Genomic DNA, 22,918 nt, shown 5'->3' with positions numbered 1-22,918 from the left:
TGGTAGAACGAACCCTGAACAAAAAAAGATGTGGTTTTTGGTTTTAAATCAGGACTCTTGGGTCTGCTCTAGCGTTCAAAACTATTAGTTCCGGTATTCCCTTAATATTTGGTCCACAATTTCTTGGGGACTGGGTTCTATCGATATTTTTATAGCCTTGGTTGGAGGTTCAAAAGTGTCCAGTTGGGACCGTAATAATTCGGCAGGCATAAAATGGCCCTTGCGTTTTTGTAGGCGTTCCAATAGCAATTCAAAGGAACTTTCCAGGGAAATCCACACTACCTTCTCTTCAATTTTATTTTCAAGTATTTTTCTGTAGGATTCCTTCAAGGCGGAGCAGACAATGACAGCTCCTGTTTCTTGGTTGTCCACGGCCAATTTGTTCAGGGTTACCAGCCACTCATACCGGTCCTCGTCGGTCAACGGGATTTTATTGGACATTTTTTTTATGTTGGCTTCCGAATGAAAATCGTCCCCATCAAAAAATGGTAGGTTCAGTTTTTCCGCCAACAATTGCGCTATGGTAGATTTTCCCGTGCCGGAAACCCCAATTACAAATAGAATGTTTTTATTGGTTAAAGTCATTATCTATTGCGTTCTTGTTCTATCTTCTCCAAAATCTCGTTTAGGTCGTATTTATAATCGACCCAAAGAATATCCTCTTTTTTTCGTAACCATGTCAATTGCCTTTTTGCAAACCTTCTGGTGTTTTTCTTTATTTCGGCAATAGCCGTATCCAGATCAAAATCCCCCTTAAAATAACTAAATAATTCCCTATAACCTACAGTTTGCAACGCATTCAGGGTCTGTTGTTCTTTTAGGGACGCTACCTCTTCCAAAAGACCCTGTTCCAACATTATATCCACTCTTTGGTTTATACGGTCGTAGATGATCTCCCTTTCCGCATTTATGGCTATGGTAATGGTATTGAAATTCCGTTCGGGTTTTTTTTGATTTAGGAAGGAGGTGTAGGGGAGTCCTGAACCAATACACACCTCCAGGGCCCTAATAAGCCTATGTGGGTTATTTAGGTCTACCTGGTCGTAATAATCCCGGTCCAGAACTTTAAGCCTTTCCTGAAGGCTTAAAATGCCTTCGGTTTTCAAGGTTTGGTTCAGTGTTTCCCGGATTTCAGGATCTATTGCGGGAAAAGTATCCAGTCCGTCTTTAATGGCGTCAACATATAGACCGCTTCCGCCTACCATGACAACAATGTCGTTATCCAGGAAAAGGGTTGCCAGTTTTTCTATAGCTTCCCTTTCAAAATCTCCTACGGTGTATTCTTCAAAAATACTTTTGTGCTGAATAAAATTATGCGGAACACTTGCTAATTCTTCTGGGGATGGTACAGCGGTCCCAATGGACATTTCTTTGTAAAACTGTCGGGAATCGGCAGAAATGATCTCTGTTTTGTAATGTTTGGCCAGGGCAATGGCCAAGGTCGTCTTTCCTATCGCAGTGGGTCCAACAATGGAAATAAGATTTTTTTTATTCATTAATCATCACTTAATCTATGTCCACATTGCCTGCAGTAATGGGCGTCAATGCGTATGATTTCAGTACCGCAATCCGGACAGGTTCTGTCAGTGTCTATATCTTTTTTGTTGATGACTCCGGAAGTATATTCGGCCGATACTATTCCAGTTGGTACTGCTATTACCCCATAACCAATTATCATGATCAAGGTGGCAATAAATTGCCCTAAGGGCGTTTCAGGTGAAATATCCCCATAACCTACTGTGGTTAGGGTAACAATGGTCCAATAAACACTGTGGGGAATACTGGTAAAGCCATGGGTAGGACCTTCTACGATGTACATTACCGTTCCCAATAAAACGGATATGACAATGACAAAGAAAACAAAAACAAATATTTTTGTTCTACTGGCATTCAAGGCCCTTACAAGTTTGTTGGACTCCCCTACGAAGCGGACCAGCTTTAAAATTCTAAATACCCTTAACAATCTTAAGATTCGAAAGGCTGTTATGTACTGGGAACCTACTAGGAAAAGCGAAAGATATTTTGGAATGGTGGAAAGTAGGTCAACCACACCAAAAAAACTTAGAATATATTTTTTAGGCCGATTTATGGAAACAATTCGCAAAATGTACTCTATGGAAAAAAGTATGGTCACCGTCCATTCCGAATAGTTTAGAAATTTATGGTGCTTTACATCGAATGTAGGAATGCTCTCCAGCATTACGATGATAACACTATACACAATCAAAATGAGCAAAAGGATATCAAAAAGTCTTCCCGCAGGGGTATGGGTCCCGTAGATTACTTCATGGATCTTATTTTTCCAACTTTTTTTAATTTTCAAAGTTTACTGTTTTAGCTCTATAATTTTTAGGACCTTTTTTTTTCTTAGATAAGAGGAAATAATATGGGTCGTGTTTTCATTTCCTTCCATGGGTGTTATTATGGATTCCAAGATATGAATATTATTGATTTGATGGTTTAAATTAAAATAGCCAAGGCCTTTAAAAACCCCATCTTTAATCTCAATTCCACACCGCTCGCCAATTTCCCTGCCCTTATCCATAATTAAAATGTTCTTTTTTGAGAAACTGTACTTGTCAATAGCTTGCATTACCCTTGCATTATAGGCCTCTACCGGCTCTTTGTTTATGCATCCTCCAAGGCAACTTTTATCCTCATAATGGGAGCAATGCATCTTGGCCTGTGAAAGCCCATTTATTTTATTGCACAATTGAAACTCTTCCCTGAGGCTGTGTAGAAAATTCTCTGCGCCCTGAAGGCTATTAAAGGTAGCTACTGCCTTTTTTTTAGGATTTATTACCTCTGCTATCAATGTAATATAGCCGTCCTGGTTGTTCGATTGATAAATGCCATGCGAAAACAGCCTTTTCTTATAGTGGGTATTGTATTTGGGCTTGTTCCTCAATAATTCCGCATTCTCTTTTAATAAGGCTGCCAATTCATTGCCCGTTTTTTCGTAAGAAACCCTTTTTGTTTCTTTCTGAATTCTTCTGGCCTTTGGACTATTATTGGTAAAATGCTGATTGACCCTTTTTTTAATGTTGCTACTTTTTCCCAACAAAATAATATCACCGTCCTTATTGTGTAGGTAGTAGACCCCTGTTTCCGAGGGTAACTCATCTACCATATCCAGCTGTCTTGGCGATAATTCCCCTTGTGTCTCCGTTCTTAGAACGCTTTTAAAAATAGTTTTGTCCAGATCTTTTGAGAGTAATAGTTTAAATAGTTGTAAGGTAGCAAGGGCATCTCCATTGGCTCTATGACGGTCACTTACAGGAATCCCTAGAGACCGCACTAGTTTGCCCAGACTATACGATTCGGCATCCGGTAATAATTGCTTGGCTAGTTCAACGGTACAGAGCGTCTTGCGTTCAAAATTAAAACCCAACCTCCTGAATTCGGTTCTCAAAATCCGATAGTCGAACTGGGCATTATGGGCAACAATTACAGCATCTTCCGTTATTTCCACAATGCGTTTGGCAACTTCATAGAATTTAGGAGCGGTGCGAAGCATGTTGTTGTTAATGCCGGTAAGATTAACTACAAAGGGTTGGATTTCCTTTTCAGGGTTTACCAGGCTAATGAACTGATCCACTACTTTATGCCCGTCAAATTTGTGGATAGCAATTTCCGTAACCCCTTCTTCATTGTATTTTCCTCCTGTGGTTTCAATATCTAATATGACGTACATGTAATATTTCTAATTCAGATTACTAAACAAAGATACGTATTCTCCCGTCAAAGAAATAGCAAGGTTGAGCGCTAATTTCTAGATCCAAAAATGCTACTTCCCACTCGTATCATGGTACTGCCTTCCTCTATTGCGATCTTATAATCACCACTCATTCCCATGGATAATTGCGAGAGATCTGGGAACGCCAATTTGGTTTTTTCAAATAAATCTTTAAGGCGTTTGAATTCCTTCCTGATTTGTTGACTATTGTCCGTAAAGGTGGCCATTCCCATTAGTCCAACTATCTTAATGTTGGTAAGTTGCTCAAGGTCACTGGAGGCGATCAATTCGTTGAGGTCATTCTCGTCAAAACCAAACTTGGTGTCCTCCTCGGCAATGTGGATCTGCAGAAGGCAGGGAATAACCCTGTTATGTTTTTTGGCTTGTTTGTTTATTTCCTTCAACAGCTTTAGGCTGTCCACTCCGTGTATAAGCGCCACATATTCTGCCATATACTTAACCTTGTTGCGCTGTATATGGCCTATCATGTGCCACTCAATATCCTTGGGAAGCACTTCCTGCTTCTCTGTCATTTCCTGGATTTTATTTTCGCCAAAAACCCTTTGTCCGGCAGCGTAAGCTTCTTCGATATCTGCTATGGGCTTGGTTTTGGAAACGGCGACCAATGTAACGTGGGGTGTAAGCGATTCCTTGATTGTTTTTAAATTATCTTTAATGGACATTCAATTGTTTTTTTGGTATTCATTTACACTAGGCTCATTTGCTACATCAAATTTATGGTTGAAGTAAACAAGCACAATGGACTACTAATTAAATTGTTTGGATACCTTCTCGGCCTTACGGGATTCCGAATAATCATAGAAACCTTCCCCGGATTTAACACCTAATTTTCCGGCAGTTACCATATTTACCAATAGGGGGCAGGGTGCATATTTTGGGTTTTTGAAGCCGTCGTACATTACATTTAAAATGGATAAACAAACATCCAGGCCAATAAAATCTGCAAGCTGCAATGGACCCATTGGGTGGGCCATCCCTAATTTCATGACCGTGTCGATCTCGGTAACCCCTGCAACTTTATGGTATAAGGTCTCTACAGCTTCATTGATCATGGGCATTAAAATTCGGTTGGCAACAAAACCAGGGTAGTCATTGACTTCCGTTGGTGTTTTTCCTAATTTCGTGGACAGATCCATGATGGTTTTGGTAACTTCATCAGAGGTGTTGTAGCCCCTTATTACCTCTACCAATTGCATGATAGGTACGGGATTCATAAAGTGCATTCCAATAACCTTGTCCGCTCTTTTGGTGGCGGCTGCAATCTGGGTTATGGAAATGGAGGAGGTGTTGGTCGCCAAAATGGTCGTGGGTTCGCAGATAGCGTCCAATTCCCGAAAGATTTTTAATTTAAGGGCTGTGTTTTCCGTTGCGGCCTCAATTACCAAGTCTACCTTCTTGACCCCCTCTGCCATTGTGGTATGGGGAGTTATGTTTTTCAAAGTAGATTTCTTATCCTCCTTTGTGATAAGCTCCTTGGCCACCATTCTGTCAAGATTTTTACTTATGGTCGTAAGCCCCTTATCCAGAGCTTCCTCTGAAATATCTATAAGGTTGGTTTTATATCCGTTTTGAGCAATTACATGGGCAATGCCATTACCCATTGTTCCGGCTCCTATGACTGCTATGTTTTTCATTTGTAGCGTTTTCTTGGAATTTTATTCTATTATATCATGCCTTTGTTCAGCTTGTAAACATATAAAATCTGGCATCTATTTCTTTTGGAAAGATGCAATGACTTCCAAAGCAACCTTTAAGGCCCTGGTACCTTGTTCTAGGGAGACCACGGGGACGGTGTTGTTGTTTATGGCATCTGCAAAGGTCTCCAGCTCGTCCAGTATAGCATTGTTTGTGGCTATATCCGGATTTTCAAAATAGATCTGTTTTTTTATTCCTTCGGCATTTTGTAGGATCATATCAAAATCCCCTGGTTTTTCCGGGGCGTCCTTCATTTTTACCACCTCCACTTTTTTCTCCAGAAAATCCACGGCGATATAGGCATCTTTTTGGAAAAAGCGAGACTTGCGCATGTTCTTCAGGGAGATCCTACTTGCCGTTAGGTTGGCAACGCAGCCGTTTTCAAACTCTATTCTGGCATTGGCGATATCCGGTGAGTTGCTAATTACCGAAACTCCACTGGCATTAATTTGTTTCACCTCTGATTGTACCACACTAAGGATGGCATCAATATCATGGATCATCAAATCCAAAACAACAGGTACATCGGTCCCCCTTGGGTTGAATTCTGCCAACCTGTGGGTCTCAATAAACATGGGGTTATTAATATTTTCCTTAACCGCCATAAAAGCGGGATTAAATCTTTCCACATGGCCCACCTGTCCCTTCACCTGATGCTTTTTTTCCAAGAGCAACAATTCTCCAGCCTCTTGAAGGGTATTGGTAATGGGTTTTTCAATGAAAACATGTTTTCCTTTTTCCATCGCCTTTTTGGCACATTCGAAATGTGAAAGGGTGGGGGTAACAATATCCACCACATCAACTGCATCTATTAGTTTATTTATGTTGTCGAAAAAAGTATAGCCGAATTCTGCCTCTACTTTTTTACCGTTAATAACATCGGGATCGTAAAAACCGACCAGATTATATTTTTTGGACTCATTCAGTAATCTAAGATGAATTTTCCCTAAATGTCCTGCTCCTAGGACGCCAACATTAAGCATATGTATTTATTTTTCTCAAAAATAAGGATAGTTTGTAAGTTTAAGGGCTTAAAAAATAAAAGTTAAGTTTTATGTCCCATCTTTTTTGTCAACATTGCAAAGTAGTTGAATAGGATAAAAAATAATAGGGTAGACAATGGAACCGTGATTTTTATAATTAAAGAAATCTAAGCTAAATTTACCCTCGGATGAAAGAATAGGTTAGATTGCAGCATGTAAATTTTCTGATTTCTTCATTTTAAGTTTTTCGTTTTTTAACTTTACCCACCAAAACCAAACAATTGAAAGATACATTAAAACATAGGGGAATGCGCAACAAATTGGCAGACATTCTTTCGGAGAAGGGAATTGTGGACAATGCTGTTCTAGAGGCTATACGGGCCGTTCCAAGACACTTATTTTTGGATAGTAGTTTTGAGGATCACGCCTATCAGGACAAGGCGTTTCCCATTGGTGCGGACCAAACCATTTCCCAGCCTTATACGGTGGCCTTTCAATCCGAACTTTTACAGGTGCGGCCCAATCACAAAATCTTGGAAATAGGAACGGGAAGTGGGTATCAAACCGCGGTATTATTAAAATTAAAGGCAAGGGTATACACTATTGAGCGTCAGTTGGAGCTCTTTAAGAAGACCAATCTCTTTTTCAAAAAGATGGGGTATAGGCCCAAAAAGGTAATATTTGGAGATGGATATAAAGGATTGCCGGAAGAGGCACCATTTGATAGTATTATAGTAACCGCTGGGGCACCTTTTGTGCCAAATCCTTTATTGGCCCAACTTAAAGTAGGAGGCAGGTTGGTAATACCGGTAGGGACAGACGAGCAAGTTATGACGCTGTTTGTCCGCAAATCTGCCAAAGAATTTGAAAAAAAGGAATTGGGGTCCTTTCGATTTGTGCCTTTATTGGAGGATAAAAATTAGAGTAGGCCCTAATTGTTAAAGCTTTTTTTGATCCTATCCAGGTTTTTCTTGTTGTCGCGATCCTTGATAGTCTCGCGCTTGTCATATAGTTTTTTACCCCTTGCCAATGCAATGTTCATCTTGGCCAGGCCCCTGTCGTTCAAGAAAAGATTTAAGGGAATTATGGTTAGGCCTGAATTTTTTACCTCTTTTTCCAGTTTTTTCAGTTCGCCACGATTGAGCAAAAGTTTTCGTTCTGCTTTCGGTTTGTGGTTGTAATGCGTCCCATGGGAATATTCGTCTACCTGCATATTAATAACAAACAACTCTCCCAGATCATTAAATTCACAAAAGCTCTCCGAGATGGAAGCCTTGCTTTCCCGAATAGATTTAATTTCGGTACCGGACAAAACAATGCCGGCCGTATAGGTATCCAATAACTCGTAATCGAATCGGGCCCTTTTGTTCTTTATGTTTATTTTTTTCTGCATATGTTTGACAAAAATAGAAACAATTATCCGATTGGCAATTAGGGCATAAGTTTAGATCGTCTTAATTATTTTGAATATAAATATGTTTTTTTTGTAATGTATGTGGCAACATTGCGATTAATGTGAAAAGTTAATGAATGAAAGTAGTATCCCTTTTAACCCTTTTTTTACTGATTTTTTCGTGCAAGGAACAAGCGCGAACCACCCTTTCCGCGCAAGAAATAGTTGATAAGTCCATTTTGGTAAGTGGAGGGGAGCAGTATAAAACCAATGATATATTCTATAAATTCAGGGATTATCAATATGCCTCTGAATGGAAGGACGGAGATAGAATTTTAAAACGCATTAGATTGACCGATTCTACAAAGGTATTGGATGTAAAAGGTAGCCGGGGTTTTAACCGATATATTAACGATAGTTTGGTGCCTCTAAAGGATTCCATTGCCAATTTATACGCTAACTCTGTGAACTCTGTACATTACTTTGCCCACTTGCCATATGGGTTGAACGATCCCGCAGTCAATAAGGAATTATTGGGGGAAGTAGCCATAAGGGACAAGGAGTATTATAAGGTAAAAGTGACTTTTGATCAGAAAGACGGAGGAAAGGATTACGAGGATATTTATCTGTACTGGTTTAATAAGGAGACCTTTAAGCCCGATTACCTAGCCTATAAGTTTTATGTGGATGGGGGAGGAATCCGCTTTAGGGCAGCATACAATGAGCGCTATCTTGGAGGTATCCGTTTTGTTGATTATGAAAATTATGAGACCGCTACAGGGGATAGCGCATTCTATGATGTGGACGTTCTTTACGAAAAAGACAATTTAAAATTACTTTCAAAAATAGAGTTGGAAGAAATTTCCGTTACAGCTTCCAATTAGTCCATTTTTAATCTAATATCGGTGGCTTTTCCATTTATGATCCGCACAATAAATAAACTGCTATTGTCATAATCGTCCATATGCTCATATTTATCTTCTCCCAACATGAGATTAACAAACTCTGGGGTGGTATTGCTATGGCCAACAATTAGAACATTTTTGCCTAGATTCAGTCTTTTAAATTCTTCGATAATGAGTGCCTTGGGATCGTAATATTGTGGGGTAATTTCTTTTTTTACGGATGTAGGTGCGGCGGTCATCGCAGTTCTTTCAAAATCGGTGATGTAAATGGCATCAAGGGCAACAGGGTCAAAAACCTCGGCCCAACGTATGGCTCTCCCCAATCCGTCCTGATTTAATTCCGGATCTATGTTTTCAGGGTCGCTGCGATCTTTTTCGGCATGTCTTATAAAATAATAAGTTGAAATAGAATCTTCTGCATTTTCCAATGGTAACTTCGGATCTTCCTTGCAGGATATAGTGCCGATGGTTAAGGAAAGAATCAATAGCAGATTTATATGTTTCATGGTCAATTCTATTTTTGGTATTTGGTTCTTCTGGTAAAGTAACTAAAATTACAGTAAAAAAGTATGTAGTGCCCCTAGTTTTTTGTTCTTTTGTATATGGATAAAAAGTACGCCATTTATGCTATTTTGTTTGCGGTATTGTTTTCGCATGCGCAAGAAGTTGCACTTCCAACCGACTTAAGGCAGCATAATTTAACAGAATTCAATGCTAGTTTGTTCAATCCGGTTTTTTCACTGGATAGGAACAATCCAGAGTCCATTGCCTGGTGGTCCAGGTATCAATGGCAGACCATAGATGGTGACCCTACTTCCATTTTCTTAAATTATTCCAGAAAAATAAACACTCAGTCTTCTATAGGCATTGGTTTTATGCAAAATAATACAGGGGTGTTTTTAAATACCGGTGGAGTGCTCAACTATGCATACGCCTTCGATTTTGGCAATAATATGCAATTGTCCGTTGGTTTGAACGTATTTGGTTTTAATAGTGAAATTGCAGACAATAGGTATAGTCCAAATCCTGAAATTTCATTGCCCCAATTGGAATTGGCCAAAAATGCATTTATAATGCAATTTGCACCGGGAGTTCGATTTTCTGTGGATGGATTCAGTGTTGGTTTTACTGCAGAAAACCTGTTTGATTATAATTTCTCTACTAATAGTAGTGCTTCGGAATCCGATGAAAAGATATACTTGGGGATGGTGGATTATCGATTGCCCTTAACCCTTTTCAGTGGGGTGGATGATGCCTATCTGCTTCCCATGCTGTATGTAAAATCTGTGCCCTATGGGGATACCCAAGTAGGGTTAAATGCATTATTATCGTCCAATAAATTTTGGTTACAAGGTGGTTATAATAGTTTCTACGGCTTATCGGGTGGTTTGGGTGGTAGATTTTTTAAGCATTTATCATTGGGAGCTCTTATAGAATATGGCTTGGATGCTGAGGTTAAGGATCAGGACCCATCTTTTGAAATAATTGCGGCATATACACTAAGTAGTCCTGATGCACGCAAAAAAGTAGTTGGTTTTGACGTGGATGAGGCGCCATTGGAACTTGAAAAACCGGAGGAAGTTATTCCGTTGGAAGAAGAGGATCGTATTGCAGAGGAAAAGAAAATGCAGAAAGAGCTGAGCAAAGCAGAGGCTTTGGCCAAAAAAAAGGCGCTTAAAAAGCAAAAAAAACAGAAGCGTGTTAGAGGCAAGAAAAAGAAAGCGCTTGCGGAAGAATTAAGAGTGGCACAGGAATTGGCAGAGGCAAAAAGGTTGAAGGAAGAACAGGAGGCCGCGGCTTTGGCGAAGGCAGTCCAGATGAAGGAGCAAAAAAGATTGGATTCCATAAAAGATGTGGAATTGGCATTGGCCAAGAAAATCCAGGAAGATCTTGATATGATTGCTGCTAGAAAGAAGGCCGGCAAGAAGGTAACTCAGGGTCATTACGAGGAAGTGGATAAACTGGAAGGCCAGAAAACCGGATTTTATCTTATAGGCAATGTTTATGGTACTTCTAGATACCGTGATATTTTTGTAGAAAATCTGAAGAAGAAAGGTATTGACGCTAAGTTCTTTTATTTGGAAAGGACCAAGTGGGACTATGTATATTTGGAAAGGTTTGATACCCTGAGTGAAGCGGAAGCGGCAAGGGATAATAAATTTAATGGTAAATATTCCGAAAGAACCTGGATATTTAGGATAATAGGGGAGTAGTGATAAATTACTTTTTTATTTCACGGACAATTAATTGGTCCAAGTAGGTCACCGTGTTAAGTAAGTATTTTCTATCACCCGTTATAGTGGCCATGGCTACAGCTCCTTGGATCATTGTAAATAGCTGTTTTGAAAACTGAAGTGGTGTTACGGGCAGCCTGAGTTCATTGTTGTTGAGTCCATTTTCTAGGACCAAGGCAATTTTCCCCTCTATGGTTTTTATGGTCTCCCTGGTTGCAGCTAGGAGTTGGGAATTATTGTGATTGGCATCTATCCCAATATTTAAAATTGGACATCCGCCCAATTCCTCTATAAAAGTATCGTAGTGACGATAGAAATTGGTAAGCACAAAAAGCTTTTGTAGGGAAGTACCGCTAGAATTTAACTTATCGTCTATTTCAGATAATAGTTTTTTGCTATTATATTCAAACGCTGCCAGTGCCAGGGAATCCTTGTTTTCGAAATTCCCGTATATGGCCCCTTTGGTCAAGCCCGTAGCCTCTGTAAGGTCGCTCATGCTGGTTCCAACATATCCAAGCTTATTGAAAATTGGCGCAACGGTTTCAATGATATAGGCGGTTGTTCTCTCGGCTTTTGTAGACATGTCCTTACAGTTTTATGCTAATATAAAAAATCTTATACTGCATGGTATATATTGTTAATAAAAAAGGGCATCCGATTTATAATCGGATGCCCTTCTGTTAAAAACGGTCATTTTATTTCGCCAATTCACTCTCATTTCTGAATACTAGCTGATCGTCAAACGAGTCTATAAGGATAATTCCACCTGGTTGAATGTTACCACTTAATAATTCTTTGGAAATATTGTTCAATACTTCTTTCTGAATTACCCTTTTTATGGGTCTTGCACCATATTGCGGGTCGTACCCTTTGTTGGCCAGGTAATCTATAGCCTCATCGGTTGCATCTATTGTAATTTGTTGTTTGGCAACCAATTTTTTCAACTGATCCAGTTGTAGGACCACTATCTTCTTAATGTCTACTTTGCTTAGAGGGGTAAACATGATAATGTCGTCTATACGGTTTAGGAACTCTGGTCTTATGGTTTTTCGCAATAGGCCCAGTACTTCCACCCTCGCAGCCTCTGTGGCGCTATAGATGTCTTTGTTTTCCTCAAACTTTTCCTGAATAATATGGCTTCCCATATTACTGGTCATTATGATAATGGTATTTTTAAAATCTGCTACACGACCTTTATTGTCCGTTAGCCTACCCTCATCCAATACCTGTAAAAGGATATTAAAGGTGTCCGGATGCGCTTTTTCAATCTCATCCAGTAATACTACGGAGTAAGGCCTTCTTCGCACTGCCTCCGTCAATTGGCCGCCTTCGTCATAACCAACATATCCTGGAGGTGCACCTACCAATCTACTTACTGAATGACGCTCCTGGTATTCGCTCATATCAATTCTGGTCATGGCATTTTCGTCATCAAATAGATAGGCGGCCAGGGTTTTTGCCAATTCCGTTTTACCTACACCTGTAGTTCCAAGGAACAAGAAGGAGCCAATTGGTCTTTTGCTGTCCTGTAATCCGGCCCTGCTTCTTCTTATGGCATCGGAAACAGCCTGTATGGCTTCTTCCTGTCCTACCACTCTTTTGTGGAGTACATCTTCCAATTTTAACAGCTTTTCCCTTTCACTTTGAAGCATTTTGGTAACGGGGATACCTGTCCATTTGGCTACCACTTCGGCTATATCCTCATAGGTAACTTCTTCCTTGATCAGGGTTTCTCCCAGTTGTTGTTCTTCTAGTTCGCTTTCCAGTTTATCCAATCGCTCTTGGGCTTCCTTGATCTTGCCATACCTGATTTCGGCAACTTTACCATAATCCCCATTGCGCTCGGCCCTTTCGGCTTCCAACTTAAAGTTTTCTATATCGTTCTTTGTTTTTTGGATATCGTCCACAACAGTTTTTTCGCTCTCCCATTTGGCAAAGATTTCATTTCTGTCTTCCTTCAAATTGGCAAGGTCCACATTCAAGGCCTTGAGTTTTGAGGTATCGTTCTCTCTTTTAATGGCTTCTATTTCTATCTCCAGCTGCATTATTTTACGATCCAAAACATCGAGTTCTTCAGGTTTGGAATTTATTTCCATCCTTAGCTTGGAAGCGGCTTCGTCCATTAAATCTATAGCCTTGTCCGGCAAAAACCTATTGGTAATGTAGCGTTGCGATAATTCCACGGCTGCAATTACGGCTTCGTCCTTGATCCTGACCTTGTGGTGAGCCTCGTACTTTTCTTTTATACCTCTAAGAATGGATATTGCGCTTTCGGTATCGGGTTCATCTACTACTACTTTCTGAAACCTTCTTTCCAGGGCCTTGTCCTTTTCAAAATATTTTTGATATTCGTCCAAGGTGGTAGCGCCTATGGCTCGCAGTTCCCCACGGGCTAGAGCAGGTTTAAGTATATTCGCGGCATCCATTGCACCCTGTCCGCCTCCGGCACCAACAAGGGTGTGGATTTCATCAATAAAAAGAACAATGTTCCCGTCCGATGTGGTTACTTCCTTGATAACGGCTTTTAAGCGCTCCTCAAATTCCCCTTTGTATTTGGCGCCTGCAATAAGCGCACCCATATCCAATGAAAAGATTATTTTATCCTTAAGGTTCTCAGGGATGTCGCCCTGTACTATTCTATGTGCCAAACCTTCTGCAATGGCGGTTTTACCTACCCCAGGTTCCCCTACCAGCATTGGGTTGTTTTTTGTTCTACGTGATAAGATCTGTAGAACCCTTCTGATTTCCTCATCCCTTCCTATCACAGGGTCCAATTTTCCGCTATCCGCCAGTTCATTAAGGTTTCTGGCGTATTTGTTCAATGAATTATAGGTGTCCTCTGCACTCTGGGAGGTAACTTTACCACCCTTTCTCAATTCATTTATAGCGGCCTTTAGATCTTTTTCCGTAACCCCTTGATCCTTTAGTATTTGGGCTATTTTGCTCTTTGATTTGAAAATTGCCAAAAGCAAATGTTCAATGGAAACATATTCATCTTCCATTTTTTTTGCAATAATACTAGCTTCGGTCAATGTTTTATTGGCTTCCCTGGAAAGCATAATTTCTCCGCCAGATACTTTGGGGAAACTCTCCAGTTCTTTTTCCAAAATTTGGTTAAGTAAGGTGGTATTTACGTTCAATTTCTTAAGGATAAACGGAAGTACATTTTCTTCAACCTCGGAAATAGCCTTAAAAATATGCTCGTTCTCTATTTGTTGATGGCCCAGACCTTGCGCCATCTGTTGCGCATGCTGTATGGCTTCCTGCGACTTTATAGTGAAGTTATTAAAATTCATATAGTTGTTTTTTTTATGTTATTGCTTACTTTTGAAGTCTTAAAAGCAACAACCTTACCACTGTTTTGAACAGGACAAAATGTCGTTTATTTCTCAATTTTAAGCGACAATTCGACAGCTTGTAAGGTAAGCAACGTTTTTTGGACTTAATACTAAAATTACGAAATGGGGATTTTAAAAGGGCTTTTTGGAAAGGGAAATAATAGCGAAAAGGAAAAAAAAGAAGCGAAGGTTGTGCCGTGGGCCCCATTGGCGTCCGTGGAGCAGTTAGAGGTAATAAAAGAAAGGTCTAAGGTAAGACCTCAGGTAATATTTAAGCATTCCACTACCTGCGGAATAAGTAGGATGGTCATGAACAGGTTTAATGAGGGGTATGATATCCCTAAAGACAGTTTGGATCTTCATTACTTGGATCTGCATCAATATCGCTCTGTTTCCAATGAAACCAGTAATGTGTTTGGGGTTGTTCATGAGTCGCCTCAGTTGTTGGTAATCAAAAACGGAACAGTAGTGGCGCATGAATCGCATGGTGCAATTACGCAACTGGATTTAAAAAAATACATTTAGCTTTAAAGGAAACCTTCCTTAAAACTAAATGTATTCTTATTGGGGCTAAAAAATAAGTAAGACCTGCTTTAGGTTTAATTGAAACGATGTCTGGTGACTATGCCTTTCAATTTGGCTTTTAAATCTTCCCCTGCGTCATAAACCATTTGTTCATTGCTAGGGAAGGGAACGGCAGAAAGTTGCAATAATGGAACCATATCTTCTTCCAGGGCACTTGTGTCGCCGTTGTGTTTGGCATAAACGTGGTTAAATACAAACTGGCTGGCCAAGGGGTAGGAATTAATTTGTTGTTGATTGTTTAGATCCAAAAAGCTTACATTGCCAACTACTTCGACCGACTTCAGCTGGGTGAATTGGTAGAAATTACATTTGACGGTTTTAAACTTATCGATCTTTATTCTGTTGCCCAAGCTGTCCTTTAAAACTTCACCTTCAGAGTTTGTGGCATATTTGTAACCGTCCTTGATCTGCTTTTCCTTGGAGATCTGCTTTTCGGTAACCTGTTCCGGACTAATATTTATGTTGCGGAACGCCACTTGCATCTCATAATCATACTTAATATTTTCCAATGCATTGGTGTGGTAAACGGTCCAGAGATCGTTTAACCCGTAAGTATTAAAGTTTAAAAGTTCCTGCTCTAGTCGATTGGGTACAATTTGTTCGGAATCATTGATCATTACCACCTGAACATAATCCAGACCTTTGTTATGGGCCTCCTCCAGTTTAAGTTGGGTATCCTTGTAATTGGGGTTTATCTCGTTTAAATATGAAAATTGATCAAATGCTTTTCTATAATCTTCTTTGTAATTACCAGAGTTTAATAGGGCCGTGGCATTGTTGTATAAATAGTCGGACAATTCGCGTTTAGACTTGATTATTTCCTCATCATAATCCTTAAATGCAAATCGGGCATTCCTATTTTCATCATACAATTGTAATGGCAATAAAGGTTTTATACGTTCCTGAATTGATTTTAGGTTTTGATAGCTATTAAAAATTATTTCATGGTTCGCGGGATTGTTATCCTTCTTTAGGAATGCAATCTCTTGAAGCTCGCGTTCGGTATTTTTCTTGTAGGCTTCCTCCAGCAATTGAATATAGGGCTGGTTGGACTTCTTTGTCTTATTTTCGGCAATGTTTTTTAATGCATTATTTATGGCATTGCCATAGTTACCCGTATTTAGGGCTTCCTGTGTTTTTTTAACCCCTCCGCAAGAGATAAAAATAAACATCATAAGTGATGCGAGTAATGATTGTTTCATAACGTTTGGTTTAAAATTATTTTGGACATAGTTCAATAGCTATGCCAAAATAGTCTTATACACCAACGTTAAACTATTCGGTATCGTACAAACGGGGGGGGTATTTTTTTAGGCCTTATTTTTTCTTCTGCTGAAAAACAGGCAATAATTTAGTGGAGACTTCTCCAAAACCAATACGCACATTATCCTTCTTACAATAACCGGTTATGGACACTGTATCGTAATCTTCAATGAATTTCCTAGTGGATCCGTCCTCCAAGGTAAGGGGTTTTTCCCCACGCCAAGTAAGCTCCAACATGGAACCGTAAGTATCAGGGGTAGGGCCGGAAATAGTCCCGCTTCCCATCATGTCACCACTATTTACTTTGCAACCATTTATAGTATGGTGGGCTAGTTGTTGTGCCATTGTCCAATACATATACTTAAAGTTGGACCGCGTTACGGTAGTTGCTTTGCCGCCTTCGGGTTTTATGGATACCTCTAAATTTATATCGAAACCTTTTTTTCCTGTTTGTTGAAGATAGGGCAGGGGTGTAGGGGTCTGTGCCGGACTTGCTATCCTAAAAGGTTCCAGAGCATCCAAGGTAACTATCCAGGGTGAAATGGACGATGCAAAATTTTTGGCCAGAAATGGACCTAAAGGCACGTATTCCCATTTTTGTATATCCCTAGCACTCCAATCGTTAAAAAGTACCATTCCAAATATGTAATTCTCCGCTTCCTCGACGGGAATTGGTTCTCCCAAAACATTGGCATCTGTGGTGATGAATGCCATTTCCAATTCAAAATCCACTAATTTGGAAGGGCCAAAAATAGGTTGGTCTGCCCCTGCAGGAAGGGTTTGTCCCATTGGCCTTCTTACAGATGTACCACTGGGCACAATAGAAGAACTTCTCCCATGATATCCTACCGGTATGTGCAACCAATTGGGTAGCAGGGCATTTTCTGGATCTCTGAACATTTTGCCAACATTGGTAGCGTGTTCCTTACTGGAATAAAAATCCGTATAGTCCCCAATTTGTACTGGAAGCTGCATTTCAATTTCGTCCATGGTAAAAAGAACAATGTTCTTGTGGTCCTCATTATTCTTTAATTGGTCGTTATTGATATCGAAAATTTCGCTGATCCTGTTTCTTACCAAACGCCAGGTCTTTTTGCCGTCGGAGATAAAATCGTTAAGGGTGTCCTGTAAAAAAATATCATCGGTCAAGGGAATATCCTTAAAATACCCCAATTGATGCAATGCCCCTAAATCTATTGCGTAATCACCAATTCTAGAACCAATGGTGATTATGTCATCCCTAGTCAAGAAAACTCCAAAAGGAATATTCTGAATGGGAAAATCAGAATTAACGGGTACAGGTAACCATGTTTTTTTTTCTGGATGATTAGTTTTTAACGGCATTTTGAAATTGTTAACTTGTGTTTAATAAATATCTTATCAAATATATTATTTTCTAGCAATTAACGGTCGGCAATTTGTATTTTTGCACATTATTTAATAGAATATTACTTTATGCAACGCGACAATCAAATTTTTGAACTAATTGAGGCGGAAAAGGAACGCCAAATAGATGGTATTGAACTAATTGCTTCCGAGAATTTCACTAGTCCCCAAGTAATGGAGGCTGCTGGATCGGTATTGACCAACAAATATGCAGAAGGATATCCTGGTAAGCGCTATTATGGAGGTTGTGAAGTTGTTGATGAAATAGAACAATTGGCCATAGATAGGGCCAAGCAATTATTTGGAGCTGCATATGCCAATGTTCAGCCACACTCAGGGTCTCAGGCCAATGCCTCTGTATACCATGCATGTCTAAAGCCGGGCGATACCATTCTTGGATTTGACCTGTCGCATGGTGGACATTTAACCCATGGTTCTCCCGTTAATTTCTCAGGTAGACTATACAATCCTGTATTTTATGGTGTTGATGAGGAGACCGGTGTATTAAACTATGACAAAATTCAGGCAATTGCCACCAAAGAGCAGCCTAAGCTTATTATAGCTGGGGCTTCTGCCTATTCCAGGGATATGGATTTCAAAAGATTCAGGGAAATTGCAGATAGTGTAGGGGCTATACTTCTGGCCGATATATCCCATCCGGCGGGACTTATTGCAAAAGGAATTCTTAACGATCCTATACCACATTGCCATATAGTGACTACAACGACCCATAAGACTTTACGTGGTCCAAGAGGAGGACTTATTTTAATGGGAGAAGATTTTGACAATCCTTTTGGAGTAAAGTTAAAGAACGGTTCTTTGAGAAAAATGTCAGCTTTATTGGATTTGGCAGTTTTTCCAGGTAATCAAGGTGGTCCTTTGGAACACATCATTGCGGCAAAGGCAATTGCTTTTGGTGAGGCCCTGACCGATGAATTCTTACATTATATGCTTCAGGTTAAGAAAAATGCTGCGGCAATGGCAAGCGCATTTGTAGATAAAGGATATAAAATTATATCTGGCGGCACAGACAACCATATGATGCTGATTGATCTTAGGAATAAGAATATCACTGGAAAAGATGCTGAAAATGCCTTGGTAAAAGCAGATATTACCGCCAATAAGAATATGGTTCCTTTTGATGATAAATCTCCTTTCGTGACCAGTGGTATACGTTTTGGTACGGCTGCAATTACCACAAGAGGTCTAAAAGAAGACCAAATGAAGGTTATTGTAGATTTAATAGATCAGGTGATAATGAATCCAGAAGATGAAAAGATCATTGATGCAGTAAGGGAAAAAGTAAACGCCCTAATGCATTCCAGAGCGTTATTCAACGCTTAATTTAGATTAAAAATGCTGTCCATAGGGTGTAAGATCAAGTCTTGTCTGTTTAGACTTTTATACTTCGTGGACAGTTTTTTTATAATAAATCCTTCTATTCACTAAGGATTTGAATGTCACCATAAATTATGGTTTTGGTATTTAGGTCATAAATGGCGGCTTCTTCGGTTTGGTCATAATACATACCCCAAAATCCAAAATAGTCGTTCGTATTGTTATTGTCGGAAACAATATTTTTTAATTTCGTATCACTTTCCAAGGTATCCTCTTCAAAAACAGGGATAAATACTTCAAAGGGCGTCTCATTTAATCCTTTTGTATAATATACATTGTGGTTAATAAGTTCCGTAAAGATATTTTCCAGTTGGTCCGCAATACTCTGCTCGTAAATTTTACTGATAAGTATGGTGGTGTCCGTTAAGGATATGGTTAGTTCGCTAATATCTATAGTTATTCCGTTCAGTTTTGTTAGTTCCGAATATGCCAACATGAATAATATGGTCTTTTCCTTGCCATAATTTTTAGGGTGACCGTTGCAAGTTGATGATTTGTTTATGTAAAACAAGGCTTCATCTAGACTTAGGTTGCACTTAAGATCTATGATCAAATTGGCGGATTCTTCTTTTAAGCCGTAATTACCAATATTGACCTCTGCAAAAAAATGCTTTTCCAAACCCTTTCTAAAAGCCTCTAAACCAATAATATGGTCGGTGCTTTGTGTTCCAATTTTTGGATTATTGAAAAATTCGTTTCCCGATTTAGACATCCTAATAGTAATTAATTAAAAAACTTATGTCAAAATTAGACTAATGCTTTGTCCTTAATTCGATAAAAACCTTAGAAAAAATAAGGTTTACGTTCAATTAGGGTCTATTCATCGAAAAAGTAGACGTTGAACGGTAAAGAGGTGTTCGCAACGTCTTAAATGGGGGGGGTATAAAGGTGACTGACAATATTTTGTGAAAATTCTGGATATTCGAGTCGGAAGGTGTCGTTAAAGTGGGAGAAATGGCAAGGATTTGATTAAAGAAATCCTCTGTTTCTGGCTTCATGGACCAGAGCCAGATCGTTTTGTTTTTCCACTCCGAAAATTACTTTTAGCTGTCTTTTTCTATTCTCTATCCCTGCAAGGGACAGGTTTATAAAATCGACCATATCCTTTGTTCTTGTACCAATTGAAACGTGATAGAGTATTTTTTTGTCATTATCGTCCAATAACAGATCATTGGAGACTTTCTTTCTAATGGCCACCAAGGCTTTTTGACTATAGTAAGGGGGAGAGTTGATTACGCCTTTGACCATGGCAATTAGGGATTTTTCGTCCACTTCCGATTTTACCATATAGCCATCGGGATTCACATTTTTTAGAATGCTGTTTATTCTGTAATTATCACTAAATGAGGACATGAATACAATCTTGGTATCCGGGATGATCTTTCTGGCAAAAATTCCCAAGTCTTCTCCGGAATGCGGTTCCTCCAAATGGGTCTCCGTTAATTGTACATCCAACAACAATAGGTCATATTTAAAAGATCTGGCTGAATCCTCTATTTTTTGCTTCCCGGTTTCAAAAGTATTGGCGGTTTCTACCTTTACCTGAAATTCTTCAAATTCGGCAGCCTCCAAAAGATATTTATATCCAGTAGTGATCATTTCATGATCATCTATCGTTAAGACTCTTAAAGTTCTCATTCTATTATCAATTAAATAATATATTAGGCCGGTAGGGGTTCCGCCTGTTCTTCCATAACACAGGGAATAGTAACGATTACCTTTGTTCCTTGTCCAATTTTACTTTGAATGTCATAAGTTCCTTTCAACTTCTCCAATCTGGAATTTATGTTTTTAAGTCCAATACCTCTTTTTCCTTTCTTCTGGTCAAAACCAACACCGTTGTCCAAAACTATAATTCTTACATGCTCGTCTTCGGATTCGAACAATAGGTCCACTTTCGTGGCCTTGGCGTGCTTTATACAATTCTGCAAACTTTCTTGCACAATTCTATAAATGTTAATTTTAATATCTCCCTTTAATTGGTCCCAATCTATTTTGTGGTCATACTCAAAATGACATTTCATTTTAGAGGAATCTTGAATTGTTTTGACCAATTCTTCAATGGATACAATAAAGTTATGAATTTTTTCTTGCGATGCCCTGCTCAATTCATGGGAAATTGTACGGATTTCTTCCTCCAACCCTTGTAATTTTTTAAGTAGGTCACTGCGTTTTAGAACGGAATCGGAATCGGTTTTATTGTTAAGTCCGGAAAGAATTAAACGTATTCCCAACATTTGTCCTAAAATACCGTCATGTAATTCCTCTGAAATCCGTTTCTTTTCCAGTTGTTTACCTTCCTCTACCTTCTTGTTTTGGGCCAGCAACAAATTAAAGATTTCTTGATTAGCCTTCTGTTGTGCCTGTTCAAATCTCAATTTTTGATTTTTACGACGTTGATCTATAGTAATCAATATAAATGCAGCTAGAACAAACAGGGCAATGGCTATCCCTATCCACAATTGGCGCTGCCTGGTCAGCAGTTCGTTTTGTTCAATAAACTCATCGGTCTCGAACCTTATCCTTGTAAATTTGTTTCTAACCGCGCGTTCTTCCCTAATTAAACTATCGTTCAATTTTATGTATTCCTGGGTGTATTTGGGTGAGTTTTTGGGATCCACTTTTGCCATAAGTTCCAAGGACTCCAAAAGTCTTCTATTGTTGCTGGTCTGTTCGGAAATCTGTTTAGCCGTATTGGCGTAGGTTAGGGCGTTGGTTGTATCTTTTAACTTCAAATAATATTCTGCTATCTCATAATTCGTAAGGGCCAATCCTCTAATGTCACCTACACTATCCTTTATTTTTAAGGATTTTTCAAATGAGGCCAACACACCAATGGTATCTCCAAGCTTATTTTTGCTGTACGCATAATTGGAAAGGGCCTGTGCAAATAATTTTATGTCCTTATAGTAGATGCTATCGGAATTAATAACTTTCTCAAAGTTTTCTACAGCTTTTTTGTTTTCTCCTTTTGCTTGAAAAACCATGCCTATATTATTCAAAGCTGTATTTTTCAAACGATTGGAATTATCGATTTTAGATTTGTCCAAATAAAAAAGTGCCTTATCATAGTATTCCAAAGCCTTGTCATATTCGTTTAGGGCGTTGGTTACCGATCCCAGATTATTATAGCATAAAAACAATTGGTAATTTTTGTCCAGGGGTTTAAGTAATTCGATAGCTTCAATAGTTGTGATTTCGCTTGCTGTGTAATCCTTTATATCGGATTGTACCCTGGCCAAACTATATAGAACTCGAGCGGTAGAATAGTCATTCTTTAAAGATCTAAAAATCTTTTCGGCTTGGGCATAATGATAGTATGCGCTATCCTCCACGGCATTGTCCTCCATAAAAGAAGCTAAATCCCAATGATTATTGGCCAGGGCGTTGGAATCTTTGATTTTTTCTGATAGCCTTAAAGCAATGTGATTGGAGCGTCTAAACTGTAATGAATCCCCTATCAGTGAATAGTAGTAAGATAATTTGGAGAAGTGTTTCGATTTTAAAGAATCGTTTTTCTCTTGTAAAGCTAAATCATAGGCCTTGGAAAGGTTATTACTATAATCTTCATCTGAACTGCTGTTTTCGTCGGATAACCAGTACGTAATACTGTCGTTTGCTGGAGTTGTTCCTGAATCTTTTGTGCCAAAGGAAGTGTCCGTACAACCACTATTCATCAGTTGTAGGAAAATTACGAAATAGTATAAAGATTTATAATTGAATTTTTTCTCCATAAAGGTGGAAAGATAAAAAAAAAGCCCTAAACAAATTTGCTTAGGGCTTTAAATTTTTAAGAAGTAACTTGAACCTGTTGGTTCTTGAAGTTTTTCGTGTGGCTTATGCAATAGCGTTGTTAACCTTTTGAAAATCAGATGTTACCTTGGGAGGGTCCCTTCTTTCTTTTGGGATTACGTCCCCATCGGTAGCGACTGCATTGTCATTTTTCTGGAAATCGATTGTGGCCTTGGGAGGGTCCCTTCT

General features: G+C 39.1%; 21 protein-coding genes. 5 read left to right on the top strand and 16 right to left on the bottom strand.

Annotation, left to right across the window (positions count from 1 at the left end; translation table 11 throughout):
- Positions 1–84 precede the first annotated feature (84 nt).
- The 7 genes from KO529_RS01835 to KO529_RS01805 form a co-directional block, all read right to left on the bottom strand.
- Positions 85–585 carry a gluconokinase gene (locus KO529_RS01835; protein WP_215946234.1) on the bottom strand — a complete coding sequence of 167 codons (501 nt, stop codon included), beginning with the start codon at positions 583–585 and terminating at the stop codon, positions 85–87.
- Positions 585–1,496 carry a tRNA (adenosine(37)-N6)-dimethylallyltransferase MiaA gene (gene miaA / locus KO529_RS01830; RefSeq protein WP_215946233.1) on the bottom strand — a complete coding sequence of 304 codons (912 nt, stop codon included), beginning with the start codon at positions 1,494–1,496 and terminating at the stop codon, positions 585–587. The genes KO529_RS01835 and miaA overlap by 1 nt, the downstream gene beginning before the upstream one ends.
- Positions 1,496–2,323 carry an ion transporter gene (locus KO529_RS01825; protein WP_215946232.1) on the bottom strand — a complete coding sequence of 276 codons (828 nt, stop codon included), beginning with the start codon at positions 2,321–2,323 and terminating at the stop codon, positions 1,496–1,498. Before KO529_RS01825 ends, miaA begins: the two co-directional genes overlap by 1 nt.
- A gap of 3 nt (positions 2,324–2,326) precedes the next feature.
- On the bottom strand, positions 2,327–3,694 hold the full coding sequence (locus KO529_RS01820) for an exonuclease domain-containing protein (RefSeq protein WP_215946231.1): 1,368 nt from the start codon (positions 3,692–3,694) through the stop codon (positions 2,327–2,329).
- A gap of 71 nt (positions 3,695–3,765) precedes the next feature.
- Positions 3,766–4,419, bottom strand: a complete 654-nt coding sequence (locus tag KO529_RS01815) for a YggS family pyridoxal phosphate-dependent enzyme (RefSeq protein WP_215946230.1) — start codon at positions 4,417–4,419, stop codon at positions 3,766–3,768.
- Positions 4,420–4,503: 84 nt separating this feature from the next.
- Positions 4,504–5,391 carry a 3-hydroxyacyl-CoA dehydrogenase family protein gene (locus tag KO529_RS01810; RefSeq protein ID WP_215946229.1) on the bottom strand — a complete coding sequence of 296 codons (888 nt, stop codon included), beginning with the start codon at positions 5,389–5,391 and terminating at the stop codon, positions 4,504–4,506.
- A gap of 75 nt (positions 5,392–5,466) precedes the next feature.
- Complete coding sequence (locus KO529_RS01805; RefSeq protein ID WP_215946228.1) at positions 5,467–6,435, bottom strand: Gfo/Idh/MocA family protein; 969 nt, start codon at positions 6,433–6,435, stop codon at positions 5,467–5,469.
- 281 nt (positions 6,436–6,716) lie between these two features.
- Here KO529_RS01805 and KO529_RS01800 point away from each other — a divergent pair, with 281 nt between their 5' ends.
- The gene (locus KO529_RS01800) at positions 6,717–7,358 is read left to right on the top strand and encodes a protein-L-isoaspartate(D-aspartate) O-methyltransferase (protein WP_215946227.1); all 642 of its coding nucleotides are present in this window, start codon (positions 6,717–6,719) and stop codon (positions 7,356–7,358) included.
- 8 nt (positions 7,359–7,366) lie between these two features.
- On the opposite strand, the gene smpB is transcribed toward KO529_RS01800, so the two are convergent.
- The gene (smpB, locus tag KO529_RS01795) at positions 7,367–7,828 is read right to left on the bottom strand and encodes an SsrA-binding protein SmpB (RefSeq protein WP_215946226.1); all 462 of its coding nucleotides are present in this window, start codon (positions 7,826–7,828) and stop codon (positions 7,367–7,369) included.
- Between the two features lie 137 nt (positions 7,829–7,965).
- Between smpB and KO529_RS01790 the strand changes: the two genes are divergently transcribed.
- Complete coding sequence (locus tag KO529_RS01790; RefSeq protein WP_215946225.1) at positions 7,966–8,712, top strand: DUF6503 family protein; 747 nt, start codon at positions 7,966–7,968, stop codon at positions 8,710–8,712.
- Here KO529_RS01790 and KO529_RS01785 read toward each other — a convergent pair.
- The gene (locus KO529_RS01785; protein ID WP_215946224.1) at positions 8,709–9,239 is read right to left on the bottom strand and encodes a SixA phosphatase family protein; all 531 of its coding nucleotides are present in this window, start codon (positions 9,237–9,239) and stop codon (positions 8,709–8,711) included. The genes KO529_RS01790 and KO529_RS01785 overlap by 4 nt on opposite strands.
- A 96-nt stretch (positions 9,240–9,335) precedes the next feature.
- Between KO529_RS01785 and KO529_RS01780 the strand changes: the two genes are divergently transcribed.
- Positions 9,336–10,946 (top strand): PorP/SprF family type IX secretion system membrane protein, encoded by a 1,611-nt coding sequence (locus KO529_RS01780; RefSeq protein ID WP_215946223.1) that lies wholly within the window; start codon positions 9,336–9,338, stop codon positions 10,944–10,946.
- A 7-nt stretch (positions 10,947–10,953) separates the two neighbouring features.
- Here the strand turns inward: KO529_RS01780 and KO529_RS01775 are convergent, their stop codons facing one another.
- Together KO529_RS01775 and clpB are read right to left on the bottom strand one after the other, a co-directional pair.
- Positions 10,954–11,550: a TetR/AcrR family transcriptional regulator gene (locus KO529_RS01775; protein ID WP_215946222.1), complete on the bottom strand. Its 597-nt coding sequence runs from the start codon at positions 11,548–11,550 to the stop codon at positions 10,954–10,956.
- A 112-nt stretch (positions 11,551–11,662) separates the two neighbouring features.
- Complete coding sequence (gene clpB, locus KO529_RS01770) at positions 11,663–14,263, bottom strand: ATP-dependent chaperone ClpB (protein ID WP_215946221.1); 2,601 nt, start codon at positions 14,261–14,263, stop codon at positions 11,663–11,665.
- A gap of 165 nt (positions 14,264–14,428) precedes the next feature.
- On the opposite strand from clpB, the gene ytxJ reads away from it, so the two are divergent.
- Positions 14,429–14,830 carry a bacillithiol system redox-active protein YtxJ gene (ytxJ, locus tag KO529_RS01765; RefSeq protein WP_215946220.1) on the top strand — a complete coding sequence of 134 codons (402 nt, stop codon included), beginning with the start codon at positions 14,429–14,431 and terminating at the stop codon, positions 14,828–14,830.
- 74 nt (positions 14,831–14,904) lie between these two features.
- Here the strand turns inward: ytxJ and KO529_RS01760 are convergent, their stop codons facing one another.
- Positions 14,905–16,092, bottom strand: a complete 1,188-nt coding sequence (locus tag KO529_RS01760) for a hypothetical protein (protein ID WP_215946219.1) — start codon at positions 16,090–16,092, stop codon at positions 14,905–14,907.
- 115 nt (positions 16,093–16,207) lie between these two features.
- Positions 16,208–17,497, bottom strand: coding sequence for a fumarylacetoacetase (gene fahA, locus KO529_RS01755; RefSeq protein ID WP_215946218.1), 1,290 nt, complete (start codon positions 17,495–17,497; stop codon positions 16,208–16,210).
- A 111-nt stretch (positions 17,498–17,608) separates the two neighbouring features.
- On the opposite strand from fahA, the gene glyA reads away from it, so the two are divergent.
- The gene (gene glyA / locus KO529_RS01750) at positions 17,609–18,883 is read left to right on the top strand and encodes a serine hydroxymethyltransferase (protein ID WP_215946217.1); all 1,275 of its coding nucleotides are present in this window, start codon (positions 17,609–17,611) and stop codon (positions 18,881–18,883) included.
- Between the two features lie 94 nt (positions 18,884–18,977).
- On the opposite strand, the gene KO529_RS01745 is transcribed toward glyA, so the two are convergent.
- The 3 genes from KO529_RS01745 to KO529_RS01735 all read right to left on the bottom strand — a co-directional run bounded on the left by KO529_RS01745 (position 18,978) and on the right by KO529_RS01735 (position 22,671).
- Positions 18,978–19,649, bottom strand: a complete 672-nt coding sequence (locus KO529_RS01745; RefSeq protein WP_215946216.1) for a hypothetical protein — start codon at positions 19,647–19,649, stop codon at positions 18,978–18,980.
- Between the two features lie 257 nt (positions 19,650–19,906).
- Positions 19,907–20,575 carry a histidine kinase gene (locus KO529_RS01740; protein ID WP_215946215.1) on the bottom strand — a complete coding sequence of 223 codons (669 nt, stop codon included), beginning with the start codon at positions 20,573–20,575 and terminating at the stop codon, positions 19,907–19,909.
- A 23-nt stretch (positions 20,576–20,598) separates the two neighbouring features.
- The gene (locus KO529_RS01735; RefSeq protein WP_215946214.1) at positions 20,599–22,671 is read right to left on the bottom strand and encodes a tetratricopeptide repeat-containing sensor histidine kinase; all 2,073 of its coding nucleotides are present in this window, start codon (positions 22,669–22,671) and stop codon (positions 20,599–20,601) included.
- Positions 22,672–22,918 lie beyond the last annotated feature (247 nt).

Origin of the sequence: Arenibacter algicola, from assembly GCF_018860365.1 — a bacterium.
Classification (GTDB): domain Bacteria; phylum Bacteroidota; class Bacteroidia; order Flavobacteriales; family Flavobacteriaceae; genus Arenibacter; species Arenibacter algicola_B.
The sequence above is the reverse complement of the archived record's forward strand: the minus strand, read 5'-3'. Positions and strand labels throughout refer to the sequence as shown.